Genomic DNA, 25,556 nt, shown 5'->3' with positions numbered 1-25,556 from the left:
CAGGCCATGAAGAAGCGCAGCATGCTCGCCATCGCCTCCCTCGCCGCCGGCGTCGTCACCGCCCTCATCACGCCTCCGCCGCAGGCGAACGCCGCCGTCGAGAGCCCGCTCGGCGGCGCCACCGGCCTCCTCCAGGAGGACCGTGGCGTCGAGAGCGTCCTCCACGACACCGTCCAGGGAGCCGGGGGCGCCCTCCAGACCCCGGAGACCGGCGGACTGCTCTGACGCCACACCCGCCCCGTCCGTCCGGTGTCCGGCGACACGCACGGTGCCCCGCGCCCCACGGGCGGCGGGGCACCGGCGTGCCGTGACACGGGAGGGGGCGGCCCGTGCGCGCCCGGCGCGCGAGTAATGACAGGATGGACCCCATGAGCGACAACGTGTACTTCGACATCTCCATCAACGACGAGCCCGCGGGACGCATCGTCTTCAAGCTGTTCGACGACGTCGTGCCGAAGACGGCGCGGAACTTCCGCGAGCTCGCCACCGGCGAGCACGGCTTCGGTTACGCCGGCTCCCCGTTCCACCGCGTCATCCCGCAGTTCATGCTCCAGGGCGGCGACTTCACCCGGGGCAACGGCACCGGCGGCAAGAGCATCTACGGCGAGAAGTTCGCGGACGAGAACTTCCAGCTGAAGCACGACCGCCCGTTCCTGCTCTCGATGGCCAACGCCGGCCCGAACAGCAACGGCTCGCAGTTCTTCATCACCACGGTCGTCACCGACTGGCTCGACGGCAAGCACGTCGTCTTCGGCGAGGTCGTCGAGGGCGAGGACCTGGTCAAGAAGATCGAGGGCCTCGGCTCCCGCTCCGGCGCCACCAGCGCCAGCATCAAGGTCGCCGACTCCGGTGTCGTGAAGGCCTGATCGCCTCCCGGAGCCGAGCGGAGGGCCCCGCGCCCACGCTCGTCCGTCCGGCCGGGGCGGGGAACGCGGACACGCGTCCCCGCCCCGCCGCGTGTGCCGGCGGGGTACGCCCGGAGGGGTCAGTCCCCGGAGGGGCCCCGCTCCCCGAAACGCCGCTCGAACCTGGCGATCCTGCCCTCGGTGTCCACCGTCCGGGCCCTGCCCGTGTAGAACGGGTGGCTCTCGGAGGAGATCTCGACGTCGATCACGGGATACGTGTTGCCGTCGTCCCACTCGATGGTCCGGTCGCTGGTCGCGGTGGAGCGGGTCAGAAACGCGTATCCGGCCGAGCGGTCACGGAAGACCACGGGGCCGTACTCGGGCTGCTCGTCCTGCTGCACGTGTCCTCCTCGGGCTGCCGCCCTGACTCGTCCGGCCTGATCGGCACGGCACCCCCAGCCTCCCCGGCACCGCGCCCGCCGACCAGCGCCAAGGGCCCGACCGGGTGACGTCCCCCTTCCCGCGGCCCCACCCCTTCCCGCGGCCGTACGGGGGGCGGGTCCCGCACGGCCGGTCCGCGCCGCGCGGACGGTTCAGTCGTCCCCCGGCCAGCGCGCGGCCAGCAACAGGGCGATGTCGTCGGGCCGGGACGCCGCCTGCCGGGCCTCTCCGGTCAGCCGGTCGGCCGCCTCCGCGAGCGGCAGGGAGGCCGTCGCGGCGAGCGACCGGCGCAGCCGTTCGATCCCCTCGTCGATGTCCCGGCCCGGCTGCTCCACCAGCCCGTCCGTGAACAGGGCGAGGACCGCGCCGGGGGCCAGCCGCAGCCGGGTCACCGGATACGAGGCGCGGTCGTCGATCCCGAGCACCACCCCGCCCGCCAGGTCCACCACCTCCGCCGTCCCGTCCGGCCGCCGCAGCAGCGGCTGCGGATGCCCCGCCCGCACCGCGCGCGCCTCGCCCGTCTCCGGATCGAGCAGCACGTAGCAGCAGCTCGCGAACTGCCCCGGGTCCAGATCGATCAACAGCCGGTTGGTGCCCCGCATCACGTCCTGCGGCCGGTGTCCCCCCAGCGCGAACGCCCGTACCGCGCTGCGCAGCTGACCCATCGTGGCCGCGGCCGCCACCCCGTGCCCCTGCACGTCGCCGATGACCAGGGCGAGCCGCCCCTGCCCCGTCTCGATCACGTCGTACCAGTCCCCGCCCACGTCCATGCCCTGCGTGCCCGGCAGATAGCGGCCCACCGTGTCCACCCCGTCCCGCACCGGCAGCCGGTGCGGCAGCAGCGCGTCCTGGAGCCCCCGCGCGACCGTCGACTCCGTGTCGTACCGCCGCGCCCGCTCCAGGGCCTGCGCGATCAGCCCGGCGAGCGCCGTGAGCACCGTCCGCTCCTCCGGGGCGAACCCGCGCGGCCGGTCGAACCCCAGGACGCAGGAGCCCACCGGCCGGCCCGAGGCGATCAGCGGCAGGAACGCCCGCGCCCCTTCCTCCGCGTCCAGCGGAAGACCCGGATACGCCCGGCCCAGCTGCTCCATCGACTCGAAGAACAGCGGCCGTCCCGTCGTCAGCGTCTCCACCCCCGGCGTCCGCGCGTCGAGCCCCATCCCGTCGAAGGGTTCGAGGAAGCCCCGGGGGAAGCCCTTCTCCCACGCCAGGTAGAGACGCCGGTCGCTCAGCAGGTAGATCGCCAGCTGCCGCCCGCCGAACGCCGGCAGCAGCTCCTCCGTCACCACCGCCGACACCTGGCGCGCGGTCACGGCCTCGGTGAGCGCGATCGCCAGGGCCACCGGCCGGTACAGGGCGGCCGCCCGGTCCCCCGGGGAGGTGAGGGCGTCCTCGGCGCGCCGGCCGGTCCCGGTCCTGTACGTGAGCCGCACCGGGTCCTCCTCGGGGGTGAGCACCATCGTCACCCCGTCCCGGCCCGGATGCAGCGAGACCGACAGCCACAGTCCCCCCTCCGGACGGGCCAGGAAGCGCACCGGCCCGCCGGAGAGCAGGGCGGCGCGCAACTGCTCCTCCTGGAAGGCGTGCCCGAACCAGGGCAGCGCCTCCCACAGCGGCCGCCCCGTCAGCACCCCGCGGGGCTCGCCGAGCAGCCGCTCCGTACGTTCGCTGACGTACGTGACGCGGCCGAGCCGGTCCACCGCCAGGATCGCCCACGGCAGCCGGTCGGTGGCGTCCGAGCCGACCAGGCCCGTCCCGAGGTCGACGAGGGTGCCCGTGAGCCGGACCGCTTCCCCGGGGGTGGTCCGCCGGGCCCGGGCGGACACCTCCAGGAGGTGCAGCCCGCCGTCCGGGCCCCTGAGGCGGAGCCTGCGCGCGAGGGGCCGCCCGCCCGCGACCGTCGCGTGCCGGGCCGCCGACCACAGCGCGTACCCGTCCTCCGGCGCCAGGAGGGAGGTGAGGAGCCCGATCGGGCAGGGCGAGGTCACGCCCGCCCCGAGGATCGCCAGGAGCCCGTCGTCCATCGTGACGGTGCCCGTGCCCAGGTCCCAGTCGAAGGAGCCGGACCGGACCGGCGCCCCCGAACCGGTCGGCAGCTGGACGCACACCGGGTCGCCGGACCAGTCGACCGGCGTCCCCCGGCGGGACAGGCCGGAGAGGGTCTCGCCGAGCCGGAGCGCGTGCCGTGTCAGCAGGTCGCGGTCCCGCGCGTTCACCGGGACGCCCGGTGTGGGGGACCGCAGCACCACGAGCACGCCGAAGCGCTCGCGGCCCGCGGTCACCGGCGCGTACAGCGAGGCGAAGGGGAACGGCAGGCTCGCCACCAGCTGGGGGAACCGCCGCATCGCCTCCTCGACGTCCGCGAGGTGGACGGCCTGGCCCGACCGGTGGACCTCGGCCACCGGGAACGGCCGGTTGACGTGCATCCGCCACCACGGGCGGAACAACGGGCCCGGAAGCCCCACGAGGACCGCGAGCCGCAACAGACCGGGTGTCTCGGAACGCAGGTACACCCCGCCCGCGTAGCCCCCGGTCTCCTCCACCGCGCCCAGCACCGTCTCCGCGAGCGTCCAGGCCGTCGTCCCGGGAGCGGGCCCGTCGCCGGGTTCGCTCCCGGGCGGACGCCCGGTACCCTCCGCCGGGCCGGGGCCGGACGCGCCGTGCGAGGTCACACAGCCAGGATGCCCCCGGGACGAAAGCCTCCGCATCCCGGACCCGGGCCGGGCCGCAGCCTCCGCCGGGCCGCCCCCTCCGCGTGCCCGGACCCCGGCCGGTCCGTGCCCGGACCCCGGCCGGTCCGTCCCCGACCTCGCGCTCGGCGCGGAGGCGGAGGCGACGCGGGCGCGGGCGCCGGGGTCGGGGGACGGGGGGCCGGGGTCCGCGACGGCCGCCCGGCCCCGGTGGCTCCGCGCGTCCTACCCTGGGAAGGGCGGACGGGAAACGGGTGCGCCGTTCCCCTCCGGCCCGGGCGAGTGGTGCGGGCGGGTCCTTCCGGGGCCGTTCCGCACAGGCGGAAGGGCGGTGGGCCGTGTTCTTCGACGATCGCGGTGACGCGGGACGGCGGCTCGCCGCCCGGCTGGACCGCTTCAGGGACGACGACGTCGTGGTCCTCGGCCTCCCGCGCGGAGGCGTGCCGGTGGCCGCCGAGGTCGCCCGTGCCCTCGGCGCCCCGCTCGACATCTGTCTCGTCCGGAAGCTGGGCGTGCCGGGGCGGCCCGAGGTGGCGATGGGCGCGCTCGGCGAGGGCGGCGTGCGGGTGCTCAACGAGCGGGTGCTCCGCGAGGCCGGCGTGGACGGGCGCGAGCTCGCCGCCGTGGAGGAGCGCGAGCTCGCCGAACTGGAGCAGCGGGTCCGCCGTTACCGGGGCAGTCGGCCGTCCCTGCCCCTGGACGGCCGGACGGTGCTGGTCGTCGACGACGGGCTGGCCACCGGAGCCACGGCCCTGGCCGCCTGCCGGGTGGTCCGCGCGCGGGGCGCGGCCCGGATCGTCCTCGCGGTCCCGGTCGCCCCGGCGGGCTGGACGGCCCGTTTCGCCGGTGAGGCCGACGAGACCGTCGGCGTCCACGCGCCGGAAGGGTTCTGGGCGGTCGGCCAGTTCTACCGGGACTTCCCGCAGACGCCGGACGCCGAGGTCGTCGCCTGCCTGGACCGGAGCCGGGCCGCGCACGCGCGCACCGGCGCGGACGCCGATGCCGGCGTTCCCGTCCCCGGGGACGCGGAGGTGCGGATACCGGTCGCCGGAACCGTTCTCGCCGGGCACCTCACCGTTCCCGAAGGGGCCCTCGGCGTCGTCCTGTTCGCCCACGGCAGCGGCAGCGGCCGCCACAGCCCCCGGAACGGGGCCGTCGCCGGGGCGCTCGGCGGTGCCGGTCTGGGGACCCTCCTGTTCGACCTGCTCACCGGGGACGAGCCGGCCGACCGGGCGCGGGTCTTCGACGTCCCGCTGCTCGCCGGCCGGCTCGCCGGAGCCACGGACTGGCTGACCGGACGGCTCGGCACGGAACTCCCGCTCGGCTACTTCGGCGCGAGCACGGGAGCGGCGGCCGCGCTGTGGGCGGCCGCCGCTCCCGGGTCCCCCGTCCGCGCCGTCGTCTCGCGCGGCGGCCGGCCGGATCTCGCCACCGAGCGCCTGGGCCGGGTACGGGCCCCGACCCTCCTGGTGGTGGGCGGCGAGGACCCTTCGGTCCTGGACCTCAACCGGCGGGCCCGGACGCTGCTGCGCTGCGAGAACCGGCTGGCCGTCGTGGAGGGCGCCACCCACCTCTTCGAGGAGCCCGGTGCCCTGGAGGAGGTAGCGGAACTCGCCGCCTCCTGGTTCACCGGGCACTTCCGGGACCCGGGCGTCAGTACGCCCCGTTGACGTTGTCGATGGAGCCGTAGCGGTCGGCCGCGTAGTTGCAGGCGGCGGTGATGTTGGCGACCGGGTCGTACAGGTCCATGGCCGTGCCCGGCACGTGGTAGGCGAGGAAGGTCGGCTCGATGACCTGGAGGAGGCCCTTCGAGGGGGTGCCGTTGACGGCGTTGATGTCCCAGTTGTTGATGGCCCGCGGGTTTCCGGAGGACTCGCGCATGACGTTGCGGTGGATGCCCTCGTAGGAACCGGGGATGCCGTGCCGGGCCATGATGTCCAGCGACTCCCGTATCCAGCCGTCGAGGTTGTCGGCGTAGCCGGTGGCGGCGACGGCCGCCGCCCGGACGGGAGCGGGGGCGGCCTGGGCGACGGCGGGAACGGCACCGGCGGCGGAGGCTCCCGTGGTGGTGGCGACGGCCGGGGTGGCGGTGCGGCGCTCGGAACGGTTCGCCCGTTCGGTCGAAGCGGACTTCTTCGCCTTCGGAGCGGTCTTCGCACCGGTCCGGCCCGTGGTCTCCGCCTGCCCGGGAACGGTCTTCGCGGAATTCCGATGAATCGTCAGTTCAAGACCGGGGTGAATGAGTGACGGATTGTCACCCACGATGCTCCGGTTGGCGCGGTAAAGGCTCTTCCAGCCTCCCTGAATTCCCTTCTTCCGGGCGATCAGGGAAAGCGAGTCACCGTTTGTGACGGTGTAGGTGCGCGAGGCGGCCGGCGCGGCGGGAGCGGTGGCGGCAGCCGGTGCGGCGGGGGCGGTGAACACCGTGGCCGCGGTGCCCGGCGTTCCGGCGGCGGGCGCGGCGCCGGCCGTGGCGGGGACGATGAGCGGCAGGGTCAGAGCGGCCCCACCGGTGCCGATCAGGGCCATACCACGGGAGATGGGGGTGCGGCGGGGGCGGCGGTGCTTGCCGTGTGCGGGCATGACGGATTCCTCTCCGGCGCCTGCGGGGTGAGCTGTCGGGTTCGGACGGGAGGTGTCCGGCCGCGAGCACGCGGCTTCACCCCGAGCCGCTCCGGGGATTCCGGAACGGCGTATTCGTGGGTCCCCCGCTCCTGCCGTCGGGTGAAAAGGGAGGTGTGCCGAGCGGCGGCAGGATTAGGCGTTCCGCTCGAATGGAGGTGACCGTAGGCCAGTAATGCGAGGAATAACAAGAGGATCAAAGCGGTGCTCTCCGGAAAAGGATCACCGAATTCGTTCGGCCCAAGATCGACCGGGTCCCGGGGGTCCCGAACTTCCTTGTGCGGCACGGGGGCGCGGGGCGCGCGGCGGACGGCGGGACGCGCAGAGTGAGTCGCGTCACCCGGAGGTCTATGTCCTGTATGCCCCGTAATTCCATTGATTGCCATAAAGGGGGAGGAAAGGTCCTTGCGATTCGCCGACCGTTCGGGGGGTGCTTTATTTACATCTCATGACACGTCGGGTCATAACTGGCAAAACGGTCATTTCTCCTGAAGGATGGAGGGCCCGACCCAGGAGCCGCCCCGATGCCCCCCTCCGCCCCCTCGCTCGGTCCCGCCCCCCTGACCGCCCCCGACGCCCTCGACCGCGAGGCGGTCGCCCTCTACGAGAGCGCCGCCTGGCGGCGGTTCGTCGCCGACTGGACGGCCGGGGAGGAACCCGCACCCGGCCCGCCGGAGGAGCGGAACTGGCGGGACCTGCTCAGCGTGCCGGTGGACCGGCTCGTGGCCGAGGCGCTCGACGCGCTGCCGGCGCCCCTCCCCGCCGAGCGCCGCCTTCCCGGGCGGCTCGGGGCCGTGCTGCCGGACCGCCTGCACGCCTGGCGCCGCATCGGCCAGGCCGAACTGCGCCCCTCGGTCCACCTCGGCTACGCGCGCCTCGTCCTGACGGAGTGGGGCTGGCAGAACGCCCCGTACAAACTGCGGAACAGGCGTGGGGCCCGGTGCGTCTGCGGAGCCCTCCTCGCCGCCCACCGCCTCGGCTACGGCGGCGCGGACACCATGAACGAGGCCGCCGCCTGGATCATGACCGAACTCCGGTCGCGGGGATGGCGGGACCTCATCGGCCCGTGGAACCGCGCCCCCGGCCGTACGGCCGCCGACGCGGTGGCCCTCCTCGACGCCGCCATCCACCGCGCCGCGCACGCCGGCCGCTGACGCCGCCCCGGGGCGGGCCCCGCGCCCGGGTGCCGGGTCGGCCGCCGGTGCTCGGTTTCCGGTCCCGGGGCGGCCGGTGCGCCGACGTGACCGGCTCCCGCCGATGCCGATGCCGACGAGGACCGTGAGGCCGTACCGGCCGCTCCGGTGGGCCACGGTGTCCGGGAAGGCCCCGGCGGCGGACCCCTGCGGTCCACGGGAATCGCGCCCCGCCCCTCGTGCCGTGGCGCGCCCCGGCGGCACGACGACGGGGGAGGGGCGGCCGAAGGCGCACGCCCGCGCGGTGACCGACGGGCCGCCGGCCGGAAGCCCCGGTGTCCCCGGCCGGCGGTCGATCCGGCCGCGCACCGGTGGCGAAGTCGGTGTCAGACGGTGAGGACCCGCACCCCGGCCTCGGTGAACTGGGCGACCGCCTCCGGGGAGATGCCGGTGTCCGTCACCAGGACGTCGACCCGGTCCAGACCGCAGATCCGCGCGAACGCCCGGCGGCCCGTCTTCGAGGAGTCGGTCACCACGACGACCCGGCTCGCCCGCTCCGCGAAGAGCCTGCTGATGCTCGCCTCGTCCTCGTGGTGCGCCATCGCGCCCAGTTCGGCGCCGATCCCGTCGACGCCGAGGATCACCACGTCGAGCACGACCTCGTCGAGCACCCCGGCCGCCAGCGGGCCGACCAGCTCGTAGGTCTGCGGGCGCGCGACACCGCCCGTGGCGACGATCTTGATCTGCGGGCGCACCGCCAGCTCGCCCGCGATGTTGAGGGCGTTGGTGACCACGGTCAGCGCCGGAGCCGCGGGCGCCGCCGGTCCCGGGGCCTCGGCGCGCCCGCCCGCGAACCGCAGCGCCAGCGTCCGCGCCACCTCCGTCGTCGTCGTGCCGCCGTTGAGCCCGACGACCTCGCCGGGCGCGACCAGACCGGCCGCGGTCTCCGCGATCCGCTTCTTCTCCGGCGCGTGCCGCGCCGACTTGTACCGCAGGGGGAGTTCGTACGACACGCCGTGCGCGACCGCACCGCCCCGCGTCCGCACGAGGAGCTGCCGCTCGGCGAGCTCGTCGAGGTCCCGGCGGATCGTGGCCGCGGAGACGTCGAGCGCCGCCGCCGCCTCCTCCACCTCGATCCTTCCCGAGGCCGCCAGTAGTTCGAGGAGCGTGTTCCACCGCTCGTGCTTGGACATGGGTCCCTCCCTCCCGGTCGTGCGAGCGTCCGATTCTAGCTGCCGGAGGGTGAGGGATCTGGAAACAGCGTGCATGTTTCTGCTTGAATGACCTCGGCTTCAAGCATGTTCGTTCAACATCTCGCAGTCTTTCTTGCAAGGAGACCGGCATGAGCACCACCCGCACCGTCCTGGAGATCGACTCCCAGCCGGCGACCTGGCGACAGGCGGCCCGCACCCTGTCCCAGCACACCGCCGCCCTTCCCCGGCGGGGCGAGCGGGTCGCGGTGATCGGCTGCGGCACCTCCTGGTTCATGGCCCTGGCCTACGCCGCACTGCGCGAGACCGGCGGCCACGGCGAGACCGACGCCTTCGCGGCCTCCGAGTTCCCTTACGGACGCCACTACGACCGGGTCGTGGCCCTCACCCGGTCCGGCACCACCAGCGAGGTGCTCGCCGTCCTTTCCCGGCTGCGCGGCACCGTGCCCACGGGCGCGGTCACGGCGGACCCCGCCACCCCGGTGATGGACCTCGCCGACGAGGTCGCCGTCCTCGACTTCGCGGACGAGGAGTCGGTCGTCCAGACCCGCTTCGCGACCACGGCGCTCGCCCTCTTCCGCGCGCACCTGGAGGCCGAGGACGCCCTCCCCGAAGGAGTGGCCACCGTCGAGGAGGCCGCCCGCGACGCCGAGCGGGCCCTGGCCTCCACGCTGGACGAGAACGTCCGCACGGCCGAGCAGTTCACCTTCCTCGGCTCCGGCTGGACCTACGGACTCGCCCTGGAGGCCGGCCTGAAGATGCGTGAGGCCGCGGGCGCGTGGACGGAGGCGTACCCGGCGATGGAGTACCGCCACGGCCCGATCAGCGTCACCGGCCCGGGCCGGGTCGCCTGGGGCTTCGGCACCCTCCCCGAGGGACTCGCGGACGACGTGCGAAAGGTCGGCGGCATCCTCTCCGAGAGCGGCCTCGACCCGCTCGCGGACCTGATCCGGGCCCAGCGCCTCGCCGTCGCCGTCGCCGAGGCGCGGGGCCTGAACCCGGACACCCCCCGCAACCTGACCCGTTCCGTGGTCCTCTCCGGCGTCCACGCCTGAGCCCCGCCCCACCGCCGACCGCATCCCGGGAGAAGAAGAACCATGCCGCTGACGCCCACCGACGAGATCGCCCGCCGCGCCCGCGCGGCGGGGACCGGGGTGGGGGCCTTCAACGTCCTCCAGCTCGAACACGCCCAGGCCATCGTCGCCGGTGCGGAGAGCGCCGACCGGCCGGTCGTCCTCCAGATCAGCGAGAACACCGTCCGCTACCACGGAGCCCTGGAGCCGGTGGCCCTCGCCTCCCTGGCCGTCGCCCGCGCCGCCAAGGTCCCGGTCGCCGTCCACCTCGACCACGCCGAGTCCCCCGACCTCGTCCGCGAGGCGGTCGGACTCGGCCTGGGCTCCGTCATGTTCGACGCCTCGAAGCTCCCCTACGACGAGAACGTCGCCACGACCCGCGAGGTCGTGGAGGAGTGCCACCGCCACGGCGTCTGGGTCGAGGCCGAACTCGGCGAGGTCGGCGGCAAGGGCGGCGCCCACGCCCCGGGCGTGCGCACGGACCCGGAGGAGGCCCGCGCCTTCGTCGCCGCCACCGGGGCCGACGCCCTCGCGGTCGCCGTCGGCAGTTCCCACCGGATGCTGACCCGGGACGCGGTCCTCGACTTCGACCTCATCGCCCGCCTGCGCGCCGCCGTCGACGTCCCGCTGGTCCTGCACGGCTCCTCGGGCGTCCCGGACGCGGACCTCGTCGCCGCCGTCACGGCCGGCATGACCAAGGTGAACGTCTCCACGCACCTCAACAAGGCCTTCACCCGGGCCGTCCGCGACCACCTCGCGGACCACCCCGACACGGTCGACCCCCGCCGCTACCTGGCCCCGGCCCGCGCGGCCGTGGCCGGGGAGGTCGCCCGTCTCCTGACGGTCCTGGCCCCGGCCTGACCCTCCCGGCCCCCGCCCGTCCGGCCCCACGGTCCCGGGCGGGGCACCGGCGGCCGTACCCGGCGTGACCAGCGCGAACGGGCGGGCGGCGGGCGCCGGACCCGGGCGGGGGACACCGTCCGCGTTCTGTACGATGCGGTCGCTCGACAGATGTCCCGGGGACCTCACGGGCCGTCACGACCCCGCCGCAGAAAAGGCACCGCCCATGCACCGCCCGCCCGTTCCCTCCCCTCCTCCGCCGCCGGCTCCGGCCCCGGCGGCTCCCCGCGCCCGCTGGTGGTCGGCCGCCCCCGCCCGCGTCGGCTTCTTCCTCGCGATCCCCCTGCTGGGGCTGATCAGTCCGTACCTGGGATTCGTGATGATGGTCGTCACGGTCGTGCTGGTCTGGAAGGAGCGTTCCTGGAGCCGGGGCGTGAAGACGGTCGCCACGGTGGCGGCGTTCGCGCTGCTCGGCTCGGTCGCCCCGGACCGGCCCGAGGACGGCACGCCGCCCACCGCGGCGCGGACGGACGGGAAGACGGCGGTGGACGCGGGCGCGGTGCGCGTCCCGGTCCGGACGCCGCCGACGTCCTCGCCGTCGCCGGCCCCCAAGCCCCGGCCCACGGCGAAGGACTACCGGGGGATGGCCCTGGACGACGCGCGGAAGGCCGCGGAGGCCGCCGGGTTCGGCGTGGAGGAGCACGACGCGTCCGACCGGGGCAAGAGCATCTGGATGCGGATGAACTGGACCGTCTGCTTCCAGCGCACCGGCTGGACCTCGTTCGACACGCGGACGATCGACTTCGGCGCGGTGACGAAGGGCGCCCCCTGTCCCCGGGAGGACGGCGGCGCGATCCCGTGGCCGACGATGCCGGACCTGGTCTGGAAGACGTGGAAGACGGCGCGCAAGGAGGTCGCCGCCCTCGGGATCGTCCCGGCCGACCGCGTCAGGGCGTCCGAGGCGTACGTCAACGACCAGCTCCCCGACGAGGGGGAGTACGACGACTGGCGGGTGTGCGTGACCGACCCGGCGAAGGGCGGGGACGTCACCGTCGACACGGGGGTGACGCTCGGACTGACCCACCCGGACAACGGCTGCCCCGAACCCGCCCGGAAGGACGGTGACCGGCCGAGCCTGCCGGACCGGGACGACGACGGCGACCCCGACTACCACGACCCGTTCCCCCGCGACCGGCACCGCAACAGCGCCTTCCCGAACGGCCTGCCGAGCGGATCGGGCGGCTCGTCGAGCGGCGGCGGAGGAGGCGGCGGCTGGAACTGCCCCCGTACGCGCTGGTGCTGACGGGGCGCCGGACCCGTTCCCGCCCGGCGTCCGCCGGGCCGCCCCGCGCGCGTCCGCGTCGGCCGGCCCGCGGCGGGACGCCTCGTCCAGGGCTCATCGGCGTCTGGGGAGTGGCGGCGCGGATCGCTGAGCAGGCGCGCGTCGACGGCCCCGACGTCCCGGGACGAGCTGTCGCACCCGGTCTACCAGGGTGAGCGGGTGTCGCGGAGTGCTTCCGGGGTCTGCTCGGGCAGAGCCGTGTCCTGGTCGGTGCGCAGCAGCACGCCCGGCTCGGGGTCGGAGTCCTCGTCGGGCGGTGCCGGCCGGTGGAAACGCCCGGTGTGCGGAATGGCGACTTCCACCAGACGGCCCTCCTGGAACATCCACATCCCGAAACAGTCGTCGTCCTGGTCGCGGAGCAGGACCTGCACCGTGTGCGGGTGCGGCCACGGCAGCGACTCGAGGTGCCTGAGCAGGCCCTTGCGGGCATGCATTTTCTCGAACTCCAGGGCCCACCCGAACGCGTAGCCCCAGTGGCCCGCTATCGGGACGAAGTGACCTCGCCACGTGCGTTCCGGGTCTTCCCGGGTCAGCGGTTCCATCACCTCGTCCGACCAGCGGGCGAGCACGATGACCTCGGCGTCTCTACTCATGCCGGAGTATCACCGCATCCGCCCGGCCCACCGCAACCCGATTCCTCGGCCGGCCGGCCGGCGCGGGCAGGGGCGGGTGGAACGGCGAACGAGCCCTCGGCACCGGCGAGCCCTCGGCGCCAGAGCGCGACGACGGCGCCCCGGAGGAGCTCGGCTGCGGCTCAGCCACTGCCCCGACTGCCCCCAACGGCCCGTCGGACAGCCCCTAGGGCGTGTGTCGAAAGTCCCGTCTGCCCGGCGGCGCCCGGCACGCACGCTCGCCGCGTTGTCGGGATCACCCCGATACACCCAGTATCGGGGCGACCCTCCGCCTTGCGATCGCACGCACCGGACACCGCCGGGCCTGCCCTCCGGGCAGACGACGCCACTTTCGACACACGCCCTAGCCGACCCGCTCCGCCACGAAGACGGGGATCTCCCGGTCGGTTTTGACCTGGTAGTCCGCGTAGTCCGGGAAGGCGGCGACGGCCCGGTCCCACCACGTGCGGCGCTCCTCGCCGGTGACGAGCCGGGCCCTCATGTCCCACGTCTCGGTGCCGTCGCGCAGCTCGACGAGGGGCGAGGCGACGACGTTGTGGTACCAGACGGGATGCGCCTCGGCGCCGCCGTTCGACGCGACGAGCGCGTACGCCCCGTCGTGCTCCACCCGCATCAGCGGGGTCTTGCGGAGCTTGCCGCTCTTCGCGCCGCGGGTCGTCACCAGCACCACGGGCATGCCGCGCATGGTCGTGCCCTCCGTGCCTCCGGACGACTCGTAGAGCTCGACCTGCTCCCGGACCCACTGCGTCGGGCTGGGCTCGTACTCACCTTCGAGGGGCATGGGTGTCCTTTCGGGTCGCGTCCGGCGTCGCCGGCTCGGCTCTGAACCGACGCTATCGGACGCCCCGCGCCCCCGGCAGCAGGCGGCTCCGGGAGGCGTTGTCGGTGCCGTTCCGTAGGGTGGTTCCCGACGAGCACGGCACCACCACGGCGCGGGGGAGAGCGGCATGCGGGAGTTGTTCCTGGAACGGCAGCGGGCGTACGTCCGGTGGATCGACCTGCCGGGCGACGGCCCGGTGCGGGTGTTCGTCCACGGCCTCGGATGCACGGCCGCCTCGGACTTCGCCCACATCGCCACCCACCCCGCGCTCCGCGGCGGCCGGGCCCTCCTGGTGGACCTGCTGGGCCACGGACTGAGCGACCGGCCCGCGGACTTCGACTACCGCACGGAGTCCCAGGCCGGCGTGGTCGCCGCCGTCCTCGACCACCTCGGGGTGCGGGGGACCGACCTCGTCGGGCACTCCATGGGCGGCGCCGTGGCGATCCACCTGGCGGCGGCCCGGCCCGACCTGGTCGCCCGCCTCGTGGTGGCGGAGCCGAACCTGTACGGCGGCGGGGGCGCGTTCAGTTCGCCGGTGGCCGCCCAGAGCGAGGAGGCGTTCGTGACGAAGGGGTTCGCCCGCATGCTCGCCCTCACCGGACGTCCCGACTACGCCGCCCGGCTGCGCCTCGCCGACCCGCGGGCGGTCCACCGCTGCGCGACGGCGCTCGTGGAGGGGAGCGTGCCCGCCCCGGGCGACCTCCTCGCGGGGCTCGCCGTGCCCCGGACCTTCCTCGTGGGGGAGGCGAGCCTGCCGGACGCGGACGCGGAGAAGGTCGCCGCCCTCGGCATACCGGTGGTCGAGATCCCCCGGGCGGGGCACAACATGATGCTGGACAACCCGGACGGCTTCGCCACGGCGCTCGCCCGCTCCCTTCCGTAGGGCAGGGCGGTCCCCGCCGGAGCGGGCGGCGGCCGGGCCCGGTTCCCTCCGGCGCCCCCGCCCGCTCCCGGTGGCGGGGACACCCGCCCCGTGCGTCAGGATGGGGGCATGACCGAGATCCGCACCCCCCGCCTCCTCCTCCGCCGCTGGACCGACGACGACCTCGTCCCGCTGTCCGAGATCAACGCCGACCCGGAGGTCATGCGCTGGATCGGCGACGGATCGGTCCGCGACCTGGAGGAGACCGCCGGGGACATCGAGCGCTACGAGGAGGAGTGGGACGAGGAGGGCTTCGGCCTCTTCGCCGTCGAGCTGCTGGGCTCCGGCGAACTGATCGGCTTCGCGGGGCTCTCCGTGCCGGAGTTCCTGCCGGAGGTGCTGCCGGACGTCGAGATCGGCTGGCGCCTCGGCCGCCAGTTCTGGGGCCAGGGCTACGCCTCCGAGGCCGCCCACGCGGTCCTGGAGTGGGCCCTCCAGGACCGGGGCCTCGACCGGGTCGTCGCCATCACGCACATCAGCAACCGCGCGTCCGAGAACGTCATCGGCAAGCTCGGCATGAAGCCCGAGCGCGAGACGGACCACCCGGTCTTCGGCGTCCCGCTGCGCGTCCACGCCATCGACCTCACGGAGTACCTGGCGTGACCGCCGGGGGGCGCCCGGCCGGTGGTGCGGGCCCGGACGCCCCCGTCGGGAGGGGTCAGTGCCGCTCGGGCAGGTCCCGCTCCGCCGGCAGCGACGAGAAGTCACGGGCGCCGGACGGGGAAGCGGCGCGCGAGGACGGCGCCGCGGCCGGCTTCGCACCACAGAACGCGGCCTCCAGCGTCCCCCCGAGCGCGGTGTTCACCGCGCCGCGGTTCGAGGCGTTCGCCATGGCCGAGAGGCTGCGCCGGCCGTCGCGCGTCGAGAAGGCGTACGTGTAGAAGCCCTGCACGGTGCCGGTGTGCCCGTACACCCGGGTGCCGCACGACAGGTCGTAACGGCGCAGGCCGAGCCCGTAGAACCGGGTGTTGGTGGCGTCCGTCGGCGTCACCGTCGTCATCTCCTCCGTCATCGCCGGGGACAGCAGACGGCCGCGCAGGAGGGCGCTGGTGAAGGCGTTCAGGTCGGCGGGGCTGGAGATGACGGCGCCGGCGGACTGCGCCCAGGACACGGTCTGCTCCGTGGAGTCCACCAGCGGGTCGCCGGCGGTGTCGGGGTGGAGGTACCCGCGCACGTGCCGGCCCTCGATGCGGGTCTCGGGGTGGACGTACGAGGTGTCGCGCAGTCCGAGCGGTTCGAAGATGCGGTGCTCGTACGCGTCCGCCACCGGGCGGCCCGTGAGCTTCTCGATGAGCATGCCGACCACGACGAAGTTGGCGTTCGAGTACTTGTAGGACACGCCGGGCTCGGTGGTCCGGGGCAGCGCCAGGGACAGGTCCACCAGCTCCTGGTAGCCGAACACCCGGTTCCGCACGGACTCGAAGCCCGGCACCGTGTCGGCGAACATCCGGTCGGTGTAGTCGGCGAGACCGCTGCGGTGGGTGAGCAGGTGGCGGACCGTGATGCGGTCGTCGGGGAGCAGACCGGGCAGGTACGTGTTGACCGGCGAGTCGAGCGTCAGCCGTCCCTCCTGCACCAGCTGGAGCAGGACGACCGCGGAGAACGTCTTGCTGACGCTGCCGACCCGGAACCGCGACCGGATGTCCATGGGCGCGCCGGTCACCCGGTCCCGGACGCCGACGGTACGGGTCCGGACGCCGTCGGGGCCGGAGAAGCGGGCCATGGCCCCCGGCGCGCCGTTGGCCACGGCGGCGTTCAGGGCGGCGCTCACGCCCGCCATGTCGGGGGCGGGCACGGTGTCGGGGGCGGGCACGGTGGCCGCCGGGGCGGGCGCCTGCGGGGTGGCGGCGAACGCGCCGGTGGCGGGCGCGAGACCGGCGGCGAGCGCGGCGATCAGGGTGGCGCTCACGGCCAGGCGCCGGTGCGACGTCAGGGACACGGTGTTTTCCTCGGCTTCGTCGGTGTCGTTCGGAGCGGCGCGCCGCGGGGCGGCCGCGAGGGGCGGGAGGGCACCGCCGTCGTGGTGCGGACCCGGGCCCATGGAGCATGAGTCCTCACGCCCGGGAAGGGTTCCTGACACGGGCCACGGGAAGCGGAATGCATCGCTCCAGTTGTGGTCCCGAGCTCCCGCCCGATCGCTCCGGGCCCCCGCGTACCCTCGTGACGTGCCCGTTTCCCGTCTGCATCGCGTCGCCGTCCTCGTCCTCGAAGGGGCGAAACCCCTCGACGTCGGCATCCCCGCACAGGTGTTCACGACCCGCGCGAGCATGCCCTACGAGGTGCGGGTCTGCGGCGCGGAGCCCGGCGTCGTGGCCGGCGGCGACGGCCTGTCGTACCAGGTCGCCCACGGCCTGGACGCGCTCGCGTGGGCCGACGTCGTGTTCGTCCCCGGCTACCGCTTCCCGGACCGCGAGGACCCGCCCCGGGCCGTCGTGGACGCGCTGATCGCCGCCCACGACCGGGGAGCGCGGCTCGCCGCGATCTCGACGGGCGCCTTCGCGCTGGCCGCGACGGGCCTCCTCGACGGCAGGCGCGCCACGACGCACTGGCACTACGCGCGGGCGCTCGCGGCGAAACGGCCCCTGATCAAGGTGGACGAGAACGTGCTCTTCGTCGACGAGGGCAGCGTCCTGACCTCCGCCGGCGCCGCCTCGGGCATCGACCTGTGCCTGCACATCCTGCGCGGGGACCTCGGCGTGGCCGCGTCCAACCACGCGGCCCGGCGCCTGGTCGCCGCCCCCTACCGCAGCGGAGGCCAGGCGCAGTACGTGCCGCGCAGCGTGCCCGAACCGCTCGGCGAACGCTTCGCCGCCACCCGCGAATGGGCACTGCACCGGCTCGGCGAACCCCTCACCCTCGACGTCCTGGCCCGGCACGCGGCGGTGTCGGCGCGCACGTTCTCGCGCCGGTTCGCCGAGGACACCGGGTACACGCCGATGCAGTGGGTCATGCGGGCCCGCATCGACATGGCCCGTGAACTCCTCGAACGCTCGGAGCGGGGGGTCGAGCAGATCGCCGCCGACGTGGGGCTGGGCACCGGGGCCAATCTGCGGCTGCACTTCCAGCGGATCCTGGGCACCACGCCGACCGAGTACCGGCGCACGTTCACCCGGGGGGAATGAAGGGTTCCCCAGGCCGTGGCGTTCTGGCGGGATACTTGCGGACCGTGGCGATCACGCCGCTGTCCCGGGCGGGTGCCGCGCACGAGCATGGGGGGCGAACCGAAGGGACATCGCCATGACTCGTATCGCCATCAACGGATTCGGCCGTATCGGACGCAACGTGCTGCGCGCGCTGCTGGAGCGCGACAGCGGCCTCGAGGTCGTCGCGGTCAACGACCTCACCGAGCCCACCGCGCTCGCGCGGCTCCTCGCCTTCGACTCGACCTCCGGTCGTCTCGGCCGCCCGGTGAGCGTGGACGGCGACACCCTCGTGGTCGACGGCCACCGCATCAAGGTCCTCGCCGAGCGCGAGCCGGCGCGGCTTCCCTGGGCCGAACTGGGCGTCGACATCGTCCTGGAGGCGACCGGCCGCTTCACGTCGGCCAAGGCCGCCCGCGCCCACATCGACGCCGGCGCGAAGAAGGTGCTCGTCAGCGCCCCGGCGGACGGTGCCGACGTCACCCTCGCGTACGGCGTCAACACCGACGCGTACGACGCGGACCTGCACACGATCGTCTCGAACGCCTCCTGCACGACCAACGCGCTCGCGCCGCTCGCCTCGGTCCTCGACGACCTCGCCGGCATCGAGCACGGCTTCATGACGACGGTCCACGCCTACACGCAGGAGCAGAACCTGCAGGACGGCCCGCACCGCGACCCCCGCCGCGCCCGCGCCGCCGGCGTCAACATCGTGCCGACCACCACGGGTGCCGCCAAGGCCATCGGCCTCGTGCTGCCCAACCTGGACGGCAAGCTGTCGGGCGACTCGATCCGCGTGCCGGTCCCGGTGGGCTCGATCGTCGAACTCAACACGACCGTCTCCCGCGACGTGACGCGCGAGGACGTCCTGGCGGCGTACCGCACCGCCGCCGAGGGCCCGCTCGCGGGCGTCCTGGAGTACTCGGACGACCCGCTGGTCTCCTCCGACATCACGGGCAACCCCGCCTCGTCGATCTTCGACTCGGCGCTCACCCGCGTCGAGGGCCGCCACGTCAAGGTGGTCGCCTGGTACGACAACGAGTGGGGCTTCTCGAACCGTGTGATCGACACGCTCGAACTCCTCGCCGGCCGCTGACGGAACCGCCCGCCCGCGAAACCGGCCCCGTCGCCACCGGCTCCCGGTGACGGCGGCGGACCGCCCGCCACGCGCCGACCCCGCTCCCCCGGGGCCGGCGCGTGGCGCGTTTCCGGCACGGCCGGGCGGGGCCTCCCCGGCCGGCCGTGCCGCCGGAGGGGCCGGGCCGTCCTTCACGCGCCCGTGACCTGCGAGGATGGACGCGGGCCGTCGCCACGGAACGGCCCGCGCGGTACGAGGGAGCGGTACGGGTGTCGCAGCGGGAGCCACAGGGCCCGGTCGAGCGGATGGAACGCCGTCAGGTCACGGTCTACCTGGTGGCGATGGCCGCCGGAGCCCTGCTCGGACGGACCGCCCCCGGCCTCGGAACGGGACTCGGGCACGCGATCGATCCGGTGCTCGGGGCCCTGCTGTTCGTCACCTTCCTCCAGGTCCCGGCCGCCGAGCTGGCGCGTTCGCTGCGCGACGGCAGGTTCCTGGCCGCCGCGCTGGTGGTGAACTTCGTGGTGGTGCCGCTGGTCGTCGCCGCGATGTTCGCGTTCCTCCCGGACGACCGGGCGGTCCGGCTCGGCGTCCTGCTGGTGCTGCTCTGCCCGTGCGTGGACTACGTGATCGTCTTCTCCGGTCTGGCCGGCGGCTCCAGCCGCCGTCTGCTGGCCGCCACGCCCGTCCTGCTGGTCGCGCAGATGGCCCTCCTCCCGCTGTTCCTGCGCCTGTTCATGGGCCCGGAACCGTCCGGAGCGGTCGGGGCCGGTCCCTTCGCCGAGGCGTTCCTCGTCCTGATCGCCGTCCCGCTGGCCCTCGCGTGGGTGCTCCAGGCGTGGGCCGCCCGCCGCCCGGCCGGGCGCAAGGCCGCCGGCGTGGCGACCGCCGCGACGGTGCCCCTGATGGGGGCCGTCCTCTTCGTCGTGGTGGCCTCCCAGGTGCCCGGCCTCGGCGGCCGTCTGTCCGACGTGGCCGCCGTCGTCCCGTTCTACGCGCTGTTCCTGGTCGTCATGGCGTTCGCCGGGAAGACCGTGGCCCGGCTGTTCCGCCTCGGACCGTCCGCCGGAAGGGCGATCGTCTTCACGGGCGCGACCCGCAACTCCCTCGTCGTCCTGCCGCTGGCCCTGGCCCTGCCCGGCTCCCTGGCCCTCGCCCCGGCCGTCGTGGTCACCCAGACCCTCGTCGAGGTCCTCGGCATGGTCGTCTGCGTCCGCCTGGTTCCCCGCCTGGTCCCCGGCCCGGCCTGAGGACGCGGCCCCGCCCGGCCGGACCGGGGGAGCGGAGGGCCCCTCCGGCTCCTCCGCCGGCCGCGCGGGGCCGGACCGGGGTGCCGCTCCGGCCCGTTCAGTCCTCCGCGGTCTCCGGGCCGGCCGGGAGGCGGACCGGCAGCTCCAGCGCCGATCCGATCGGCTGGTCCGGATCGAGCTTCAGCCCCAGCCGGGGGGTGGAGCCCGAGAGCACGCCCCACAGGGCGTCGCTCAGGAAGTGCGTCAGTTCGTCGAGGGAACTCCTCGATCCGGGGCGGGCGGCCCACTGGTCGACCACCCCGTCGACCAGGCCGACCATGCCGAACGCCAGGTTGAGGGTGAAGCCCGCCGGCGCCTTCGCGCCGTCGAGCATCTGCTCGGCGTACGAGTCGAGCAGCCGCGCCAGGTGGAGGGCGATGGCCGTGCGGGTGCCCGCGACCACCCGGGAGCCGCTGAGGCGGTGTTCGGGCGAGCCGATGCCGAGGAACTGGTGGAGCCGGGGGTGTTCCGCGACCCAGCCCGCGTAGGTGGCGGAGGCCAGCTCGATGGCCTCCCGGATCGTGCCCTTCGGGTCGAGGGCCGGGTACAGCGAGGCCAGCAGGTCGTCGGCGATGCGCGCCCGGATCTGCTCGTCCAGGTCCTCGCGGCTGCGGAAGATCCGGTAGACCACGGAGCGGGGCACCCCGGCCTCGGCGCCGATGGCCGCCACGCTGACCGACGTCCCCTCCCGGCCGATGACGGCGAGGGCCGCGGTGAGGATCTGGTCACGGCGTTCGGCGCGGTGGCCGGACCAGCGCGTGTCCCGGCCGTCGGGCCGGGCGTTGCCGTCTGCGTTCCTGTCCTCCGCCACGGCGTGGATCGTACCCGGCCGCTCGCGGCGGACGGGACGCGGACGTTCCCGGGGGTGGCGCACATCGTGTTACCGCCGGTACCTTGGACGCAGTGACACAGGTAAATACCGGTACCGGACGGACCCGTCCGGCTCTCCCGGGAACCGGCGGCGACGGGAACGGGCGGCCCCGGCCCCCGGTACGAGGCCGGGCGCGGACCGGCGACAGAGAGGTATCGAGATGGAGCACCAGCACGTCGATGTACTGATCATCGGCGCGGGACTGTCCGGCATCAGCGCCGCCTGCCACCTGGCCGACGGAAACCCCGGCACCACGTACGCGATCGTCGAGCGGCGCGCGCGGATCGGCGGCACCTGGGACCTGTTCCGCTACCCGGGCGTCCGCTCGGACTCGGACATGTACACCTTCGGCTACGGCTTCCGCGCCTGGCACGGCACCAAGGTCCTCGCCGAGGGCGCGGACATCCGCCGTTACGTCCGGGCCACCGCCGAGGAGCACGGCGTCACCGAGCACATCCGCTTCGGCCGCCGGGCCGTCCGCGCCGACTGGTCGAGCGACGAGGGACGGTGGACCGTCGAGACCCTGGACGAGGCCACCGGCGGGACCGAGACGTGGACCGCCCGCTTCCTCGTGGGCGCCACCGGCTACTACGACTACGACGCCGGACACCGGCCGGAGTTCCCCGGCGAGGAGCGCTTCGGCGGCACCCTCGTGCACCCGCAGCACTGGCCCGAGGACCTCGACCACGCGGGCAAGCGCGTGGTCGTCATCGGCAGCGGCGCCACCGCCATCACCCTGGTCCCCTCGATGGCCGCCACCGCCGCGCACGTCACCATGCTCCAGCGCTCGCCCACGTACGTCCTGGCGCTGCCCGCCGACGACCCCGTCTCCACCCTCCTGCGCGGGCTGCGCGTCCCGGCCGGACTCGTCCACCGCGTGGGGCGCGTCCGCAACATCGCGCTCCAGCGCGGCCTGTACGTCCTGTGCCGCAAGGCCCCCCGGCTCATGCGCCGGGTCCTCCTCGGCGCGGTGCGGGCGCGGGTCGGCAAGAGCGTCGACATGCGCCACTTCACCCCGTCGTACAAGCCCTGGGACCAGCGGCTGTGCGTGGTCCCCGGCGGCGACCTCTTCAAGGCGCTCAGGAGCGGCAGGGCCTCCGTGGTCACCGACCACGTGGAGACGTTCACCGAGACCGGCGTGCGGGTGGGGTCCGGCGAGGAGATCCCGGCCGACATCGTCGTCACCGCCACCGGCCTGCGGCTGCAGCTCGCCGGCGGCATGGAGATCGCGGTCGACGGCGAGCCCGTCGTCACCCGCGACCGCCTCCTCCACAAGGGCGTGATGCTCGACGGCGTCCCCAACCTGGCGATGGTCATCGGCTACACCAACGCCTCCTGGACGCTCAAGGCCGACCTCGCCTGCGCCTACTTCAGCCGGCTGATCGCCCACATGGACCGGCACGGCATCACCAGCGCCACCCCCGTCGCCACCGACGACGACCGGTCCCCGGTCTCCGTCATGGGCGAGTCGCTGACCTCCGGCTACATCGCGCGCGGCGACGCGATCATGCCCCGCCAGGGCGTCCGGGACCCGTGGCGGATCTGGAACGACTACTACCGCGACCGCCGCGCCCTGCGGGACTCGCCGGTCGAGGACCCCGCCCTCCGTTTCGTCCGGGCCGCCCCCGAGGAGCGGCCCGCGGACCGGAAGGACCGGGCCCCGGCGGCCTGACGCCCCCTCACCACCCCCTCCGGACAGCAGATCGCGAGAGACCGAGGACGACGATGACCACCAGCCAGGAGAGCTACCACGAAAGGCTCCGGACCCTGTCCGAGGCGTCGGTGCACATCCACTTCGACGCCTTCACCGACATCGACTGGGACCACCCCGACTTCGCCATCGACCCGAAGGACCCCCGCTGGGTCCTCCCGGCCGCGGACCCGCTGGGCGGGCACCCGTGGTACCGGGCGCAGCCGCTGGAGGTCCGGACGAGGATCGGCCTGTGGCGGTACGCCAACATCGTCAAGGTGGGCATGCAGTTCGAGAACGTCCTCATCCGCGGGGTGATGGACTACCTCTTCTCGCTGCCCAACCAGAACCCGGAGTTCCGTTACCTCACCCACGAGGCGACGGAGGAGTGCCACCACACCCAGATGTTCCAGGAGTTCGTGAACCGCGCGGGCGCCGACGTGCCCGGCGGAAGGCGCTCCTTCCGGGTGGTCAGCCGCTTCCTGCCGCTGGCCGGCTCCCTGATACCCGAGTCGTTCTTCACCGGCGTCCTCGCCGGCGAGGAGCCCATCGACCACCTCCAGAAGGCGATCCTGCGCGGCGGCGAGGACATCCACCCGCTGATGCGGCGGCTCATGCAGATCCACGTCGCCGAGGAGGCCCGCCACATCTCCTTCGCCCACGAGTTCCTGCGCGTCAAGGTCCCCGGCTACGGCAGGTTCCGCAAGGGCGCCCTCTCCGTGGCCTTCCCGGTGATCATGCGGGTGCTCGGCGACGTCATCATGGTCCCCGACCGCAGGACCGCGGAGAGGATCGGCGTCCCCCACCGGGTGATCAAGGACATCTTCTGGAAGTCCCCCGAGGGCGAGAAGATGCTCCGCGACCTCTTCTCCGACGTGCGGATGCTCGCCGAGGACATCGGCCTGATGAACCGCACCTCCCGGAAGGTGTGGCGGGCGCTGCGCATCGACGGCCGCCCTTCCCGCTACCGGGGCGAACCGGCCCCGAGGGCCGCCTGAACCGCGTCCCGCCCGGGGCGTGACGGCGCGCGGACCCGGTCCGCACGCCGTCACGGCCCCGGCCGCGCGGCCTCCGGGACCGCGCACGGCCCCGGTCCACCGGGCCCGCCCGGCCCCGACGGCACACCCCGACCCGCTCCGGCGCGCCGGCCGCCCCACCTGTTCCGCGAACGCGAACGGAGAACCGCCCCTCATGCCCTACGTCGTCACCCGGTCGTGCTGCGCCGACGCGTCGTGCGTCATGGCCTGTCCGGTCAACTGCATCCACCCCGCACCCGGCGAACCGGACTTCGGGAAGACCGACATGCTCTACGTCGACCCCCGCACCTGCGTCGACTGCGGCGCCTGCACGACGGCCTGCCCGGTGGACGCGCTCAAACCGCACACCGGCCTCACCCGGGCGGAACTCCCGTTCCTCGAACTCAACCGCGCCTACTACGACTCCGCCCCGCACGCGGACCGCACGCCCATGTTCCTCGTCCCCCCGCAGCGCCGGGCGGCGACGGAAGGCCTGAGGGTGGCGGTGGTCGGCGCCGGACCGGCCGGCCTCTTCACGGCCGACGAGCTGCTGCGGCACCCCGGGGTGAGCGTGACCGTGTACGACCGGCTGCCCACCCCGTACGGCCTGGCGCGGGCGGGGGTGGCGCCCGACCACCAGGACACCAAGCGGGTCGCCGAACTCTTCCGGACCATCGAGAACCAGCCCGGCTTCGCGTACCGCCTCAACACCCGGATCGGCCGCGACCTGCACCACGAGGACCTGGTCCGCGACCACCACGCCGTGGTCTACGCCGTGGGCGCGGCCACCGACCGGCGGCTCGGCATCGAGGGCGAGGACCTGCCCGGCAGCGTCTCCGCGACCGACTTCGTCGCCTGGTACAACGGCCACCCCGACCACGCCGCCGCCACCCACCGCCTGGACGGCGAACGGGCCGTCGTCATCGGCAACGGCAACGTGGCCCTGGACGTGGCCCGCGTCCTGACCGCCGACCCCGACGCCCTCGCGCGCACCGACATCTCCGACCGCGCCCTGGCCGCGCTGCGCGCCGCCCGCGTACGGGAAGTCGTCGTGCTCGGCCGCCGCGGGCCGGCCGAGGCCGCGTTCACCCTGCCCGAGCTGATCGCGCTCGCCGCGCTCGACGGCGTCGACGTCCTCGTGGAGGGCTGGCCGGAGGACGTGCCGGCGGACGCCACGCCCAAGACCGCCGTGCTCGCCGAACTCGCCGCCCGGACCCCCGTGCCGGGCCGCCGCCGCATCGTCCTGCGCTTCCTGACCGGCCCGGTCCGGATCACCGGCGGCGACCGGGTGACCGGCCTGACCGTCGTGAGGAACGCACTGCGCCGCGCCGGCGACGGCACCGTGCGGGCCGTCCCCACGTCCACGACCGAGACCCTCGACGCGTCGCTGGTCCTGCGCGCGGTCGGCTACCGCGCCGAGCCCGTCCCCGGCCTCCCGTTCGACGCGGAGACCGGCACGGTGCCCCACGACCGGGGCCGGGTCGAGCCGGGCGTCTACGTGACCGGCTGGATCAAACGCGGTCCCGTCGGCTTCATCGGCACCAACAAGTCCTGCGCGGAGGAGACCGTCTCCGCCCTCCTCGACGACCTCGAAGCCGGTCGGCTGACCGCCCCCGCCGGCCCGCCGGCCGCCGCGGCGCACCCGGACGCGGTCGGTCTCGACGGCTGGCGGGCCATCGACGCCGCCGAGCGCGCCGAGGGCCGCGCCCAGGGCCGCCCGCGCGTCAAGCTCGTCGCCCGGGACGACCTGCTGGCCGCCGCGCGCGGCGCCTCGCGGGACGGCCGGCCCGTCACCGTCTGAACGAGCGGCGCCCGCCCGGGGGAGAGAGCCCGCCCCGTCGCTGTGGTCCGGCCCCGGGAGGCACCGGCGGCACGGGCCGGGGCCGGCGCCTCCGCAGGCG

23 protein-coding genes and 1 riboswitch are annotated in these 25,556 nt (G+C 74.5%); of the genes, 15 read left to right on the top strand and 8 right to left on the bottom strand.

Features of this window, described 5'->3' with window-relative positions:
• The first annotated feature begins 6 nt into the window (after positions 1–6).
• Both ACZ3IL_RS16580 and ACZ3IL_RS16575 read left to right on the top strand, forming a co-directional pair.
• Entirely contained in the window at positions 7–225 is a 219-nt protein-coding gene (locus ACZ3IL_RS16580) for a hypothetical protein (RefSeq protein ID WP_467390947.1), read from the top strand.
• Positions 226–368: 143 nt separating this feature from the next.
• Positions 369–866 carry a peptidylprolyl isomerase gene (locus ACZ3IL_RS16575; RefSeq protein ID WP_467390945.1) on the top strand — a complete coding sequence of 166 codons (498 nt, stop codon included), beginning with the start codon at positions 369–371 and terminating at the stop codon, positions 864–866.
• Positions 867–985: 119 nt separating this feature from the next.
• On the opposite strand, the gene ACZ3IL_RS16570 is transcribed toward ACZ3IL_RS16575, so the two are convergent.
• Positions 986–1,246, bottom strand: coding sequence for a type B 50S ribosomal protein L31 (locus ACZ3IL_RS16570; protein ID WP_467390943.1), 261 nt, complete (start codon positions 1,244–1,246; stop codon positions 986–988).
• Between the two features lie 192 nt (positions 1,247–1,438).
• Entirely contained in the window at positions 1,439–3,958 is a 2,520-nt protein-coding gene (locus ACZ3IL_RS16565; RefSeq protein WP_467390940.1) for a GAF domain-containing SpoIIE family protein phosphatase, read from the bottom strand.
• 356 nt (positions 3,959–4,314) lie between these two features.
• On the opposite strand from ACZ3IL_RS16565, the gene ACZ3IL_RS16560 reads away from it, so the two are divergent.
• Positions 4,315–5,646, top strand: coding sequence for a phosphoribosyltransferase family protein (locus ACZ3IL_RS16560; RefSeq protein ID WP_467390938.1), 1,332 nt, complete (start codon positions 4,315–4,317; stop codon positions 5,644–5,646).
• Here ACZ3IL_RS16560 and ACZ3IL_RS16555 read toward each other — a convergent pair.
• Positions 5,630–6,559 carry a LysM peptidoglycan-binding domain-containing protein gene (locus ACZ3IL_RS16555; protein WP_467390936.1) on the bottom strand — a complete coding sequence of 310 codons (930 nt, stop codon included), beginning with the start codon at positions 6,557–6,559 and terminating at the stop codon, positions 5,630–5,632. The genes ACZ3IL_RS16560 and ACZ3IL_RS16555 overlap by 17 nt on opposite strands.
• A gap of 4 nt (positions 6,560–6,563) precedes the next feature.
• Positions 6,564–6,747, bottom strand: a riboswitch (cyclic di-AMP (ydaO/yuaA leader).
• 375 nt (positions 6,748–7,122) lie between these two features.
• Here ACZ3IL_RS16555 and ACZ3IL_RS16550 point away from each other — a divergent pair.
• Positions 7,123–7,752: a DUF6197 family protein gene (locus ACZ3IL_RS16550; protein ID WP_467390934.1), complete on the top strand. Its 630-nt coding sequence runs from the start codon at positions 7,123–7,125 to the stop codon at positions 7,750–7,752.
• A 365-nt stretch (positions 7,753–8,117) separates the two neighbouring features.
• Here ACZ3IL_RS16550 and ACZ3IL_RS16545 read toward each other — a convergent pair whose 3' ends face one another.
• Positions 8,118–8,924 carry a DeoR/GlpR family DNA-binding transcription regulator gene (locus ACZ3IL_RS16545; RefSeq protein ID WP_467390932.1) on the bottom strand — a complete coding sequence of 269 codons (807 nt, stop codon included), beginning with the start codon at positions 8,922–8,924 and terminating at the stop codon, positions 8,118–8,120.
• Between the two features lie 149 nt (positions 8,925–9,073).
• Here ACZ3IL_RS16545 and ACZ3IL_RS16540 point away from each other — a divergent pair, with 149 nt between their 5' ends.
• The 3 genes from ACZ3IL_RS16540 to ACZ3IL_RS16530 all read left to right on the top strand — a co-directional run bounded on the left by ACZ3IL_RS16540 (position 9,074) and on the right by ACZ3IL_RS16530 (position 12,158).
• Positions 9,074–9,997 (top strand): SIS domain-containing protein, encoded by a 924-nt coding sequence (locus ACZ3IL_RS16540; RefSeq protein ID WP_467390930.1) that lies wholly within the window; start codon positions 9,074–9,076, stop codon positions 9,995–9,997.
• Between the two features lie 42 nt (positions 9,998–10,039).
• Complete coding sequence (locus ACZ3IL_RS16535) at positions 10,040–10,876, top strand: class II fructose-bisphosphate aldolase (protein ID WP_467390928.1); 837 nt, start codon at positions 10,040–10,042, stop codon at positions 10,874–10,876.
• Between the two features lie 205 nt (positions 10,877–11,081).
• Complete coding sequence (locus tag ACZ3IL_RS16530; protein ID WP_467390926.1) at positions 11,082–12,158, top strand: hypothetical protein; 1,077 nt, start codon at positions 11,082–11,084, stop codon at positions 12,156–12,158.
• 182 nt (positions 12,159–12,340) lie between these two features.
• Here ACZ3IL_RS16530 and ACZ3IL_RS16525 read toward each other — a convergent pair whose 3' ends face one another.
• Positions 12,341–12,790 (bottom strand): hypothetical protein, encoded by a 450-nt coding sequence (locus ACZ3IL_RS16525; protein ID WP_467390924.1) that lies wholly within the window; start codon positions 12,788–12,790, stop codon positions 12,341–12,343.
• A gap of 382 nt (positions 12,791–13,172) precedes the next feature.
• Positions 13,173–13,610, bottom strand: a complete 438-nt coding sequence (locus ACZ3IL_RS16520) for a nitroreductase family deazaflavin-dependent oxidoreductase (RefSeq protein ID WP_467390922.1) — start codon at positions 13,608–13,610, stop codon at positions 13,173–13,175.
• A 166-nt stretch (positions 13,611–13,776) separates the two neighbouring features.
• On the opposite strand from ACZ3IL_RS16520, the gene ACZ3IL_RS16515 reads away from it, so the two are divergent.
• Both ACZ3IL_RS16515 and ACZ3IL_RS16510 read left to right on the top strand, forming a co-directional pair.
• Positions 13,777–14,532: an alpha/beta fold hydrolase gene (locus tag ACZ3IL_RS16515; RefSeq protein WP_467390920.1), complete on the top strand. Its 756-nt coding sequence runs from the start codon at positions 13,777–13,779 to the stop codon at positions 14,530–14,532.
• A gap of 108 nt (positions 14,533–14,640) precedes the next feature.
• The gene (locus ACZ3IL_RS16510; protein WP_467390918.1) at positions 14,641–15,174 is read left to right on the top strand and encodes a GNAT family N-acetyltransferase; all 534 of its coding nucleotides are present in this window, start codon (positions 14,641–14,643) and stop codon (positions 15,172–15,174) included.
• A gap of 55 nt (positions 15,175–15,229) precedes the next feature.
• On the opposite strand, the gene ACZ3IL_RS16505 is transcribed toward ACZ3IL_RS16510, so the two are convergent.
• The gene (locus ACZ3IL_RS16505; protein ID WP_467390916.1) at positions 15,230–16,510 is read right to left on the bottom strand and encodes a serine hydrolase domain-containing protein; all 1,281 of its coding nucleotides are present in this window, start codon (positions 16,508–16,510) and stop codon (positions 15,230–15,232) included.
• Between the two features lie 226 nt (positions 16,511–16,736).
• Between ACZ3IL_RS16505 and ACZ3IL_RS16500 the strand changes: the two genes are divergently transcribed.
• The 3 genes from ACZ3IL_RS16500 (at position 16,737) to ACZ3IL_RS16490 (ending at position 20,039) form a co-directional block, all read left to right on the top strand.
• On the top strand, positions 16,737–17,693 hold the full coding sequence (locus ACZ3IL_RS16500) for a GlxA family transcriptional regulator (RefSeq protein WP_467390914.1): 957 nt from the start codon (positions 16,737–16,739) through the stop codon (positions 17,691–17,693).
• 115 nt (positions 17,694–17,808) lie between these two features.
• Positions 17,809–18,807, top strand: coding sequence for a type I glyceraldehyde-3-phosphate dehydrogenase (gene gap, locus ACZ3IL_RS16495; RefSeq protein ID WP_467390912.1), 999 nt, complete (start codon positions 17,809–17,811; stop codon positions 18,805–18,807).
• Positions 18,808–19,094: 287 nt separating this feature from the next.
• A complete protein-coding gene (locus tag ACZ3IL_RS16490; protein ID WP_467391339.1) occupies positions 19,095–20,039 on the top strand; it encodes an arsenic resistance protein in 945 nt (314 codons plus the stop codon).
• Between the two features lie 97 nt (positions 20,040–20,136).
• Here the strand turns inward: ACZ3IL_RS16490 and ACZ3IL_RS16485 are convergent, their stop codons facing one another.
• On the bottom strand, positions 20,137–20,889 hold the full coding sequence (locus ACZ3IL_RS16485) for a TetR/AcrR family transcriptional regulator (protein WP_467390910.1): 753 nt from the start codon (positions 20,887–20,889) through the stop codon (positions 20,137–20,139).
• A gap of 220 nt (positions 20,890–21,109) precedes the next feature.
• Between ACZ3IL_RS16485 and ACZ3IL_RS16480 the strand changes: the two genes are divergently transcribed.
• The 3 genes from ACZ3IL_RS16480 to ACZ3IL_RS16470 all read left to right on the top strand — a co-directional run bounded on the left by ACZ3IL_RS16480 (position 21,110) and on the right by ACZ3IL_RS16470 (position 25,456).
• Positions 21,110–22,621: a flavin-containing monooxygenase gene (locus tag ACZ3IL_RS16480; RefSeq protein ID WP_467390908.1), complete on the top strand. Its 1,512-nt coding sequence runs from the start codon at positions 21,110–21,112 to the stop codon at positions 22,619–22,621.
• Between the two features lie 53 nt (positions 22,622–22,674).
• Positions 22,675–23,637 (top strand): AurF N-oxygenase family protein, encoded by a 963-nt coding sequence (locus tag ACZ3IL_RS16475; RefSeq protein WP_467390906.1) that lies wholly within the window; start codon positions 22,675–22,677, stop codon positions 23,635–23,637.
• Between the two features lie 193 nt (positions 23,638–23,830).
• Positions 23,831–25,456, top strand: a complete 1,626-nt coding sequence (locus tag ACZ3IL_RS16470; RefSeq protein ID WP_467390904.1) for an FAD-dependent oxidoreductase — start codon at positions 23,831–23,833, stop codon at positions 25,454–25,456.
• The last annotated feature ends 100 nt before the right edge of the window (positions 25,457–25,556 follow it).

Source organism: Streptomyces sp. NPDC014907, assembly GCF_055562975.1.
The sequence above is the reverse complement of the archived record's forward strand: the minus strand, read 5'-3'. Positions and strand labels throughout refer to the sequence as shown.

Coding starts and splice junctions, on each gene's coding strand:
- ACZ3IL_RS16540 (WP_467390930.1), top strand. CDS start 9,074: ATGAGCACCACCCGCACCGTCCTGGAGATCGACTCCCAGCCGGCGACC.
- ACZ3IL_RS16525 (WP_467390924.1), bottom strand. CDS start 12,790: ATGAGTAGAGACGCCGAGGTCATCGTGCTCGCCCGCTGGTCGGACGAG.
- gap (WP_467390912.1), top strand. CDS start 17,809: ATGACTCGTATCGCCATCAACGGATTCGGCCGTATCGGACGCAACGTG.
- ACZ3IL_RS16520 (WP_467390922.1), bottom strand. CDS start 13,610: ATGCCCCTCGAAGGTGAGTACGAGCCCAGCCCGACGCAGTGGGTCCGG.
- ACZ3IL_RS16580 (WP_467390947.1), top strand. CDS start 7: ATGAAGAAGCGCAGCATGCTCGCCATCGCCTCCCTCGCCGCCGGCGTC.
- ACZ3IL_RS16480 (WP_467390908.1), top strand. CDS start 21,110: ATGGAGCACCAGCACGTCGATGTACTGATCATCGGCGCGGGACTGTCC.
- ACZ3IL_RS16545 (WP_467390932.1), bottom strand. CDS start 8,924: ATGTCCAAGCACGAGCGGTGGAACACGCTCCTCGAACTACTGGCGGCC.
- ACZ3IL_RS16555 (WP_467390936.1), bottom strand. CDS start 6,559: ATGCCCGCACACGGCAAGCACCGCCGCCCCCGCCGCACCCCCATCTCC.
- ACZ3IL_RS16515 (WP_467390920.1), top strand. CDS start 13,777: ATGCGGGAGTTGTTCCTGGAACGGCAGCGGGCGTACGTCCGGTGGATC.
- ACZ3IL_RS16535 (WP_467390928.1), top strand. CDS start 10,040: ATGCCGCTGACGCCCACCGACGAGATCGCCCGCCGCGCCCGCGCGGCG.
- ACZ3IL_RS16530 (WP_467390926.1), top strand. CDS start 11,082: ATGCACCGCCCGCCCGTTCCCTCCCCTCCTCCGCCGCCGGCTCCGGCC.
- ACZ3IL_RS16470 (WP_467390904.1), top strand. CDS start 23,831: ATGCCCTACGTCGTCACCCGGTCGTGCTGCGCCGACGCGTCGTGCGTC.
- ACZ3IL_RS16510 (WP_467390918.1), top strand. CDS start 14,641: ATGACCGAGATCCGCACCCCCCGCCTCCTCCTCCGCCGCTGGACCGAC.
- ACZ3IL_RS16575 (WP_467390945.1), top strand. CDS start 369: ATGAGCGACAACGTGTACTTCGACATCTCCATCAACGACGAGCCCGCG.
- ACZ3IL_RS16550 (WP_467390934.1), top strand. CDS start 7,123: ATGCCCCCCTCCGCCCCCTCGCTCGGTCCCGCCCCCCTGACCGCCCCC.
- ACZ3IL_RS16475 (WP_467390906.1), top strand. CDS start 22,675: ATGACCACCAGCCAGGAGAGCTACCACGAAAGGCTCCGGACCCTGTCC.
- ACZ3IL_RS16490 (WP_467391339.1), top strand. CDS start 19,095: ATGGAACGCCGTCAGGTCACGGTCTACCTGGTGGCGATGGCCGCCGGA.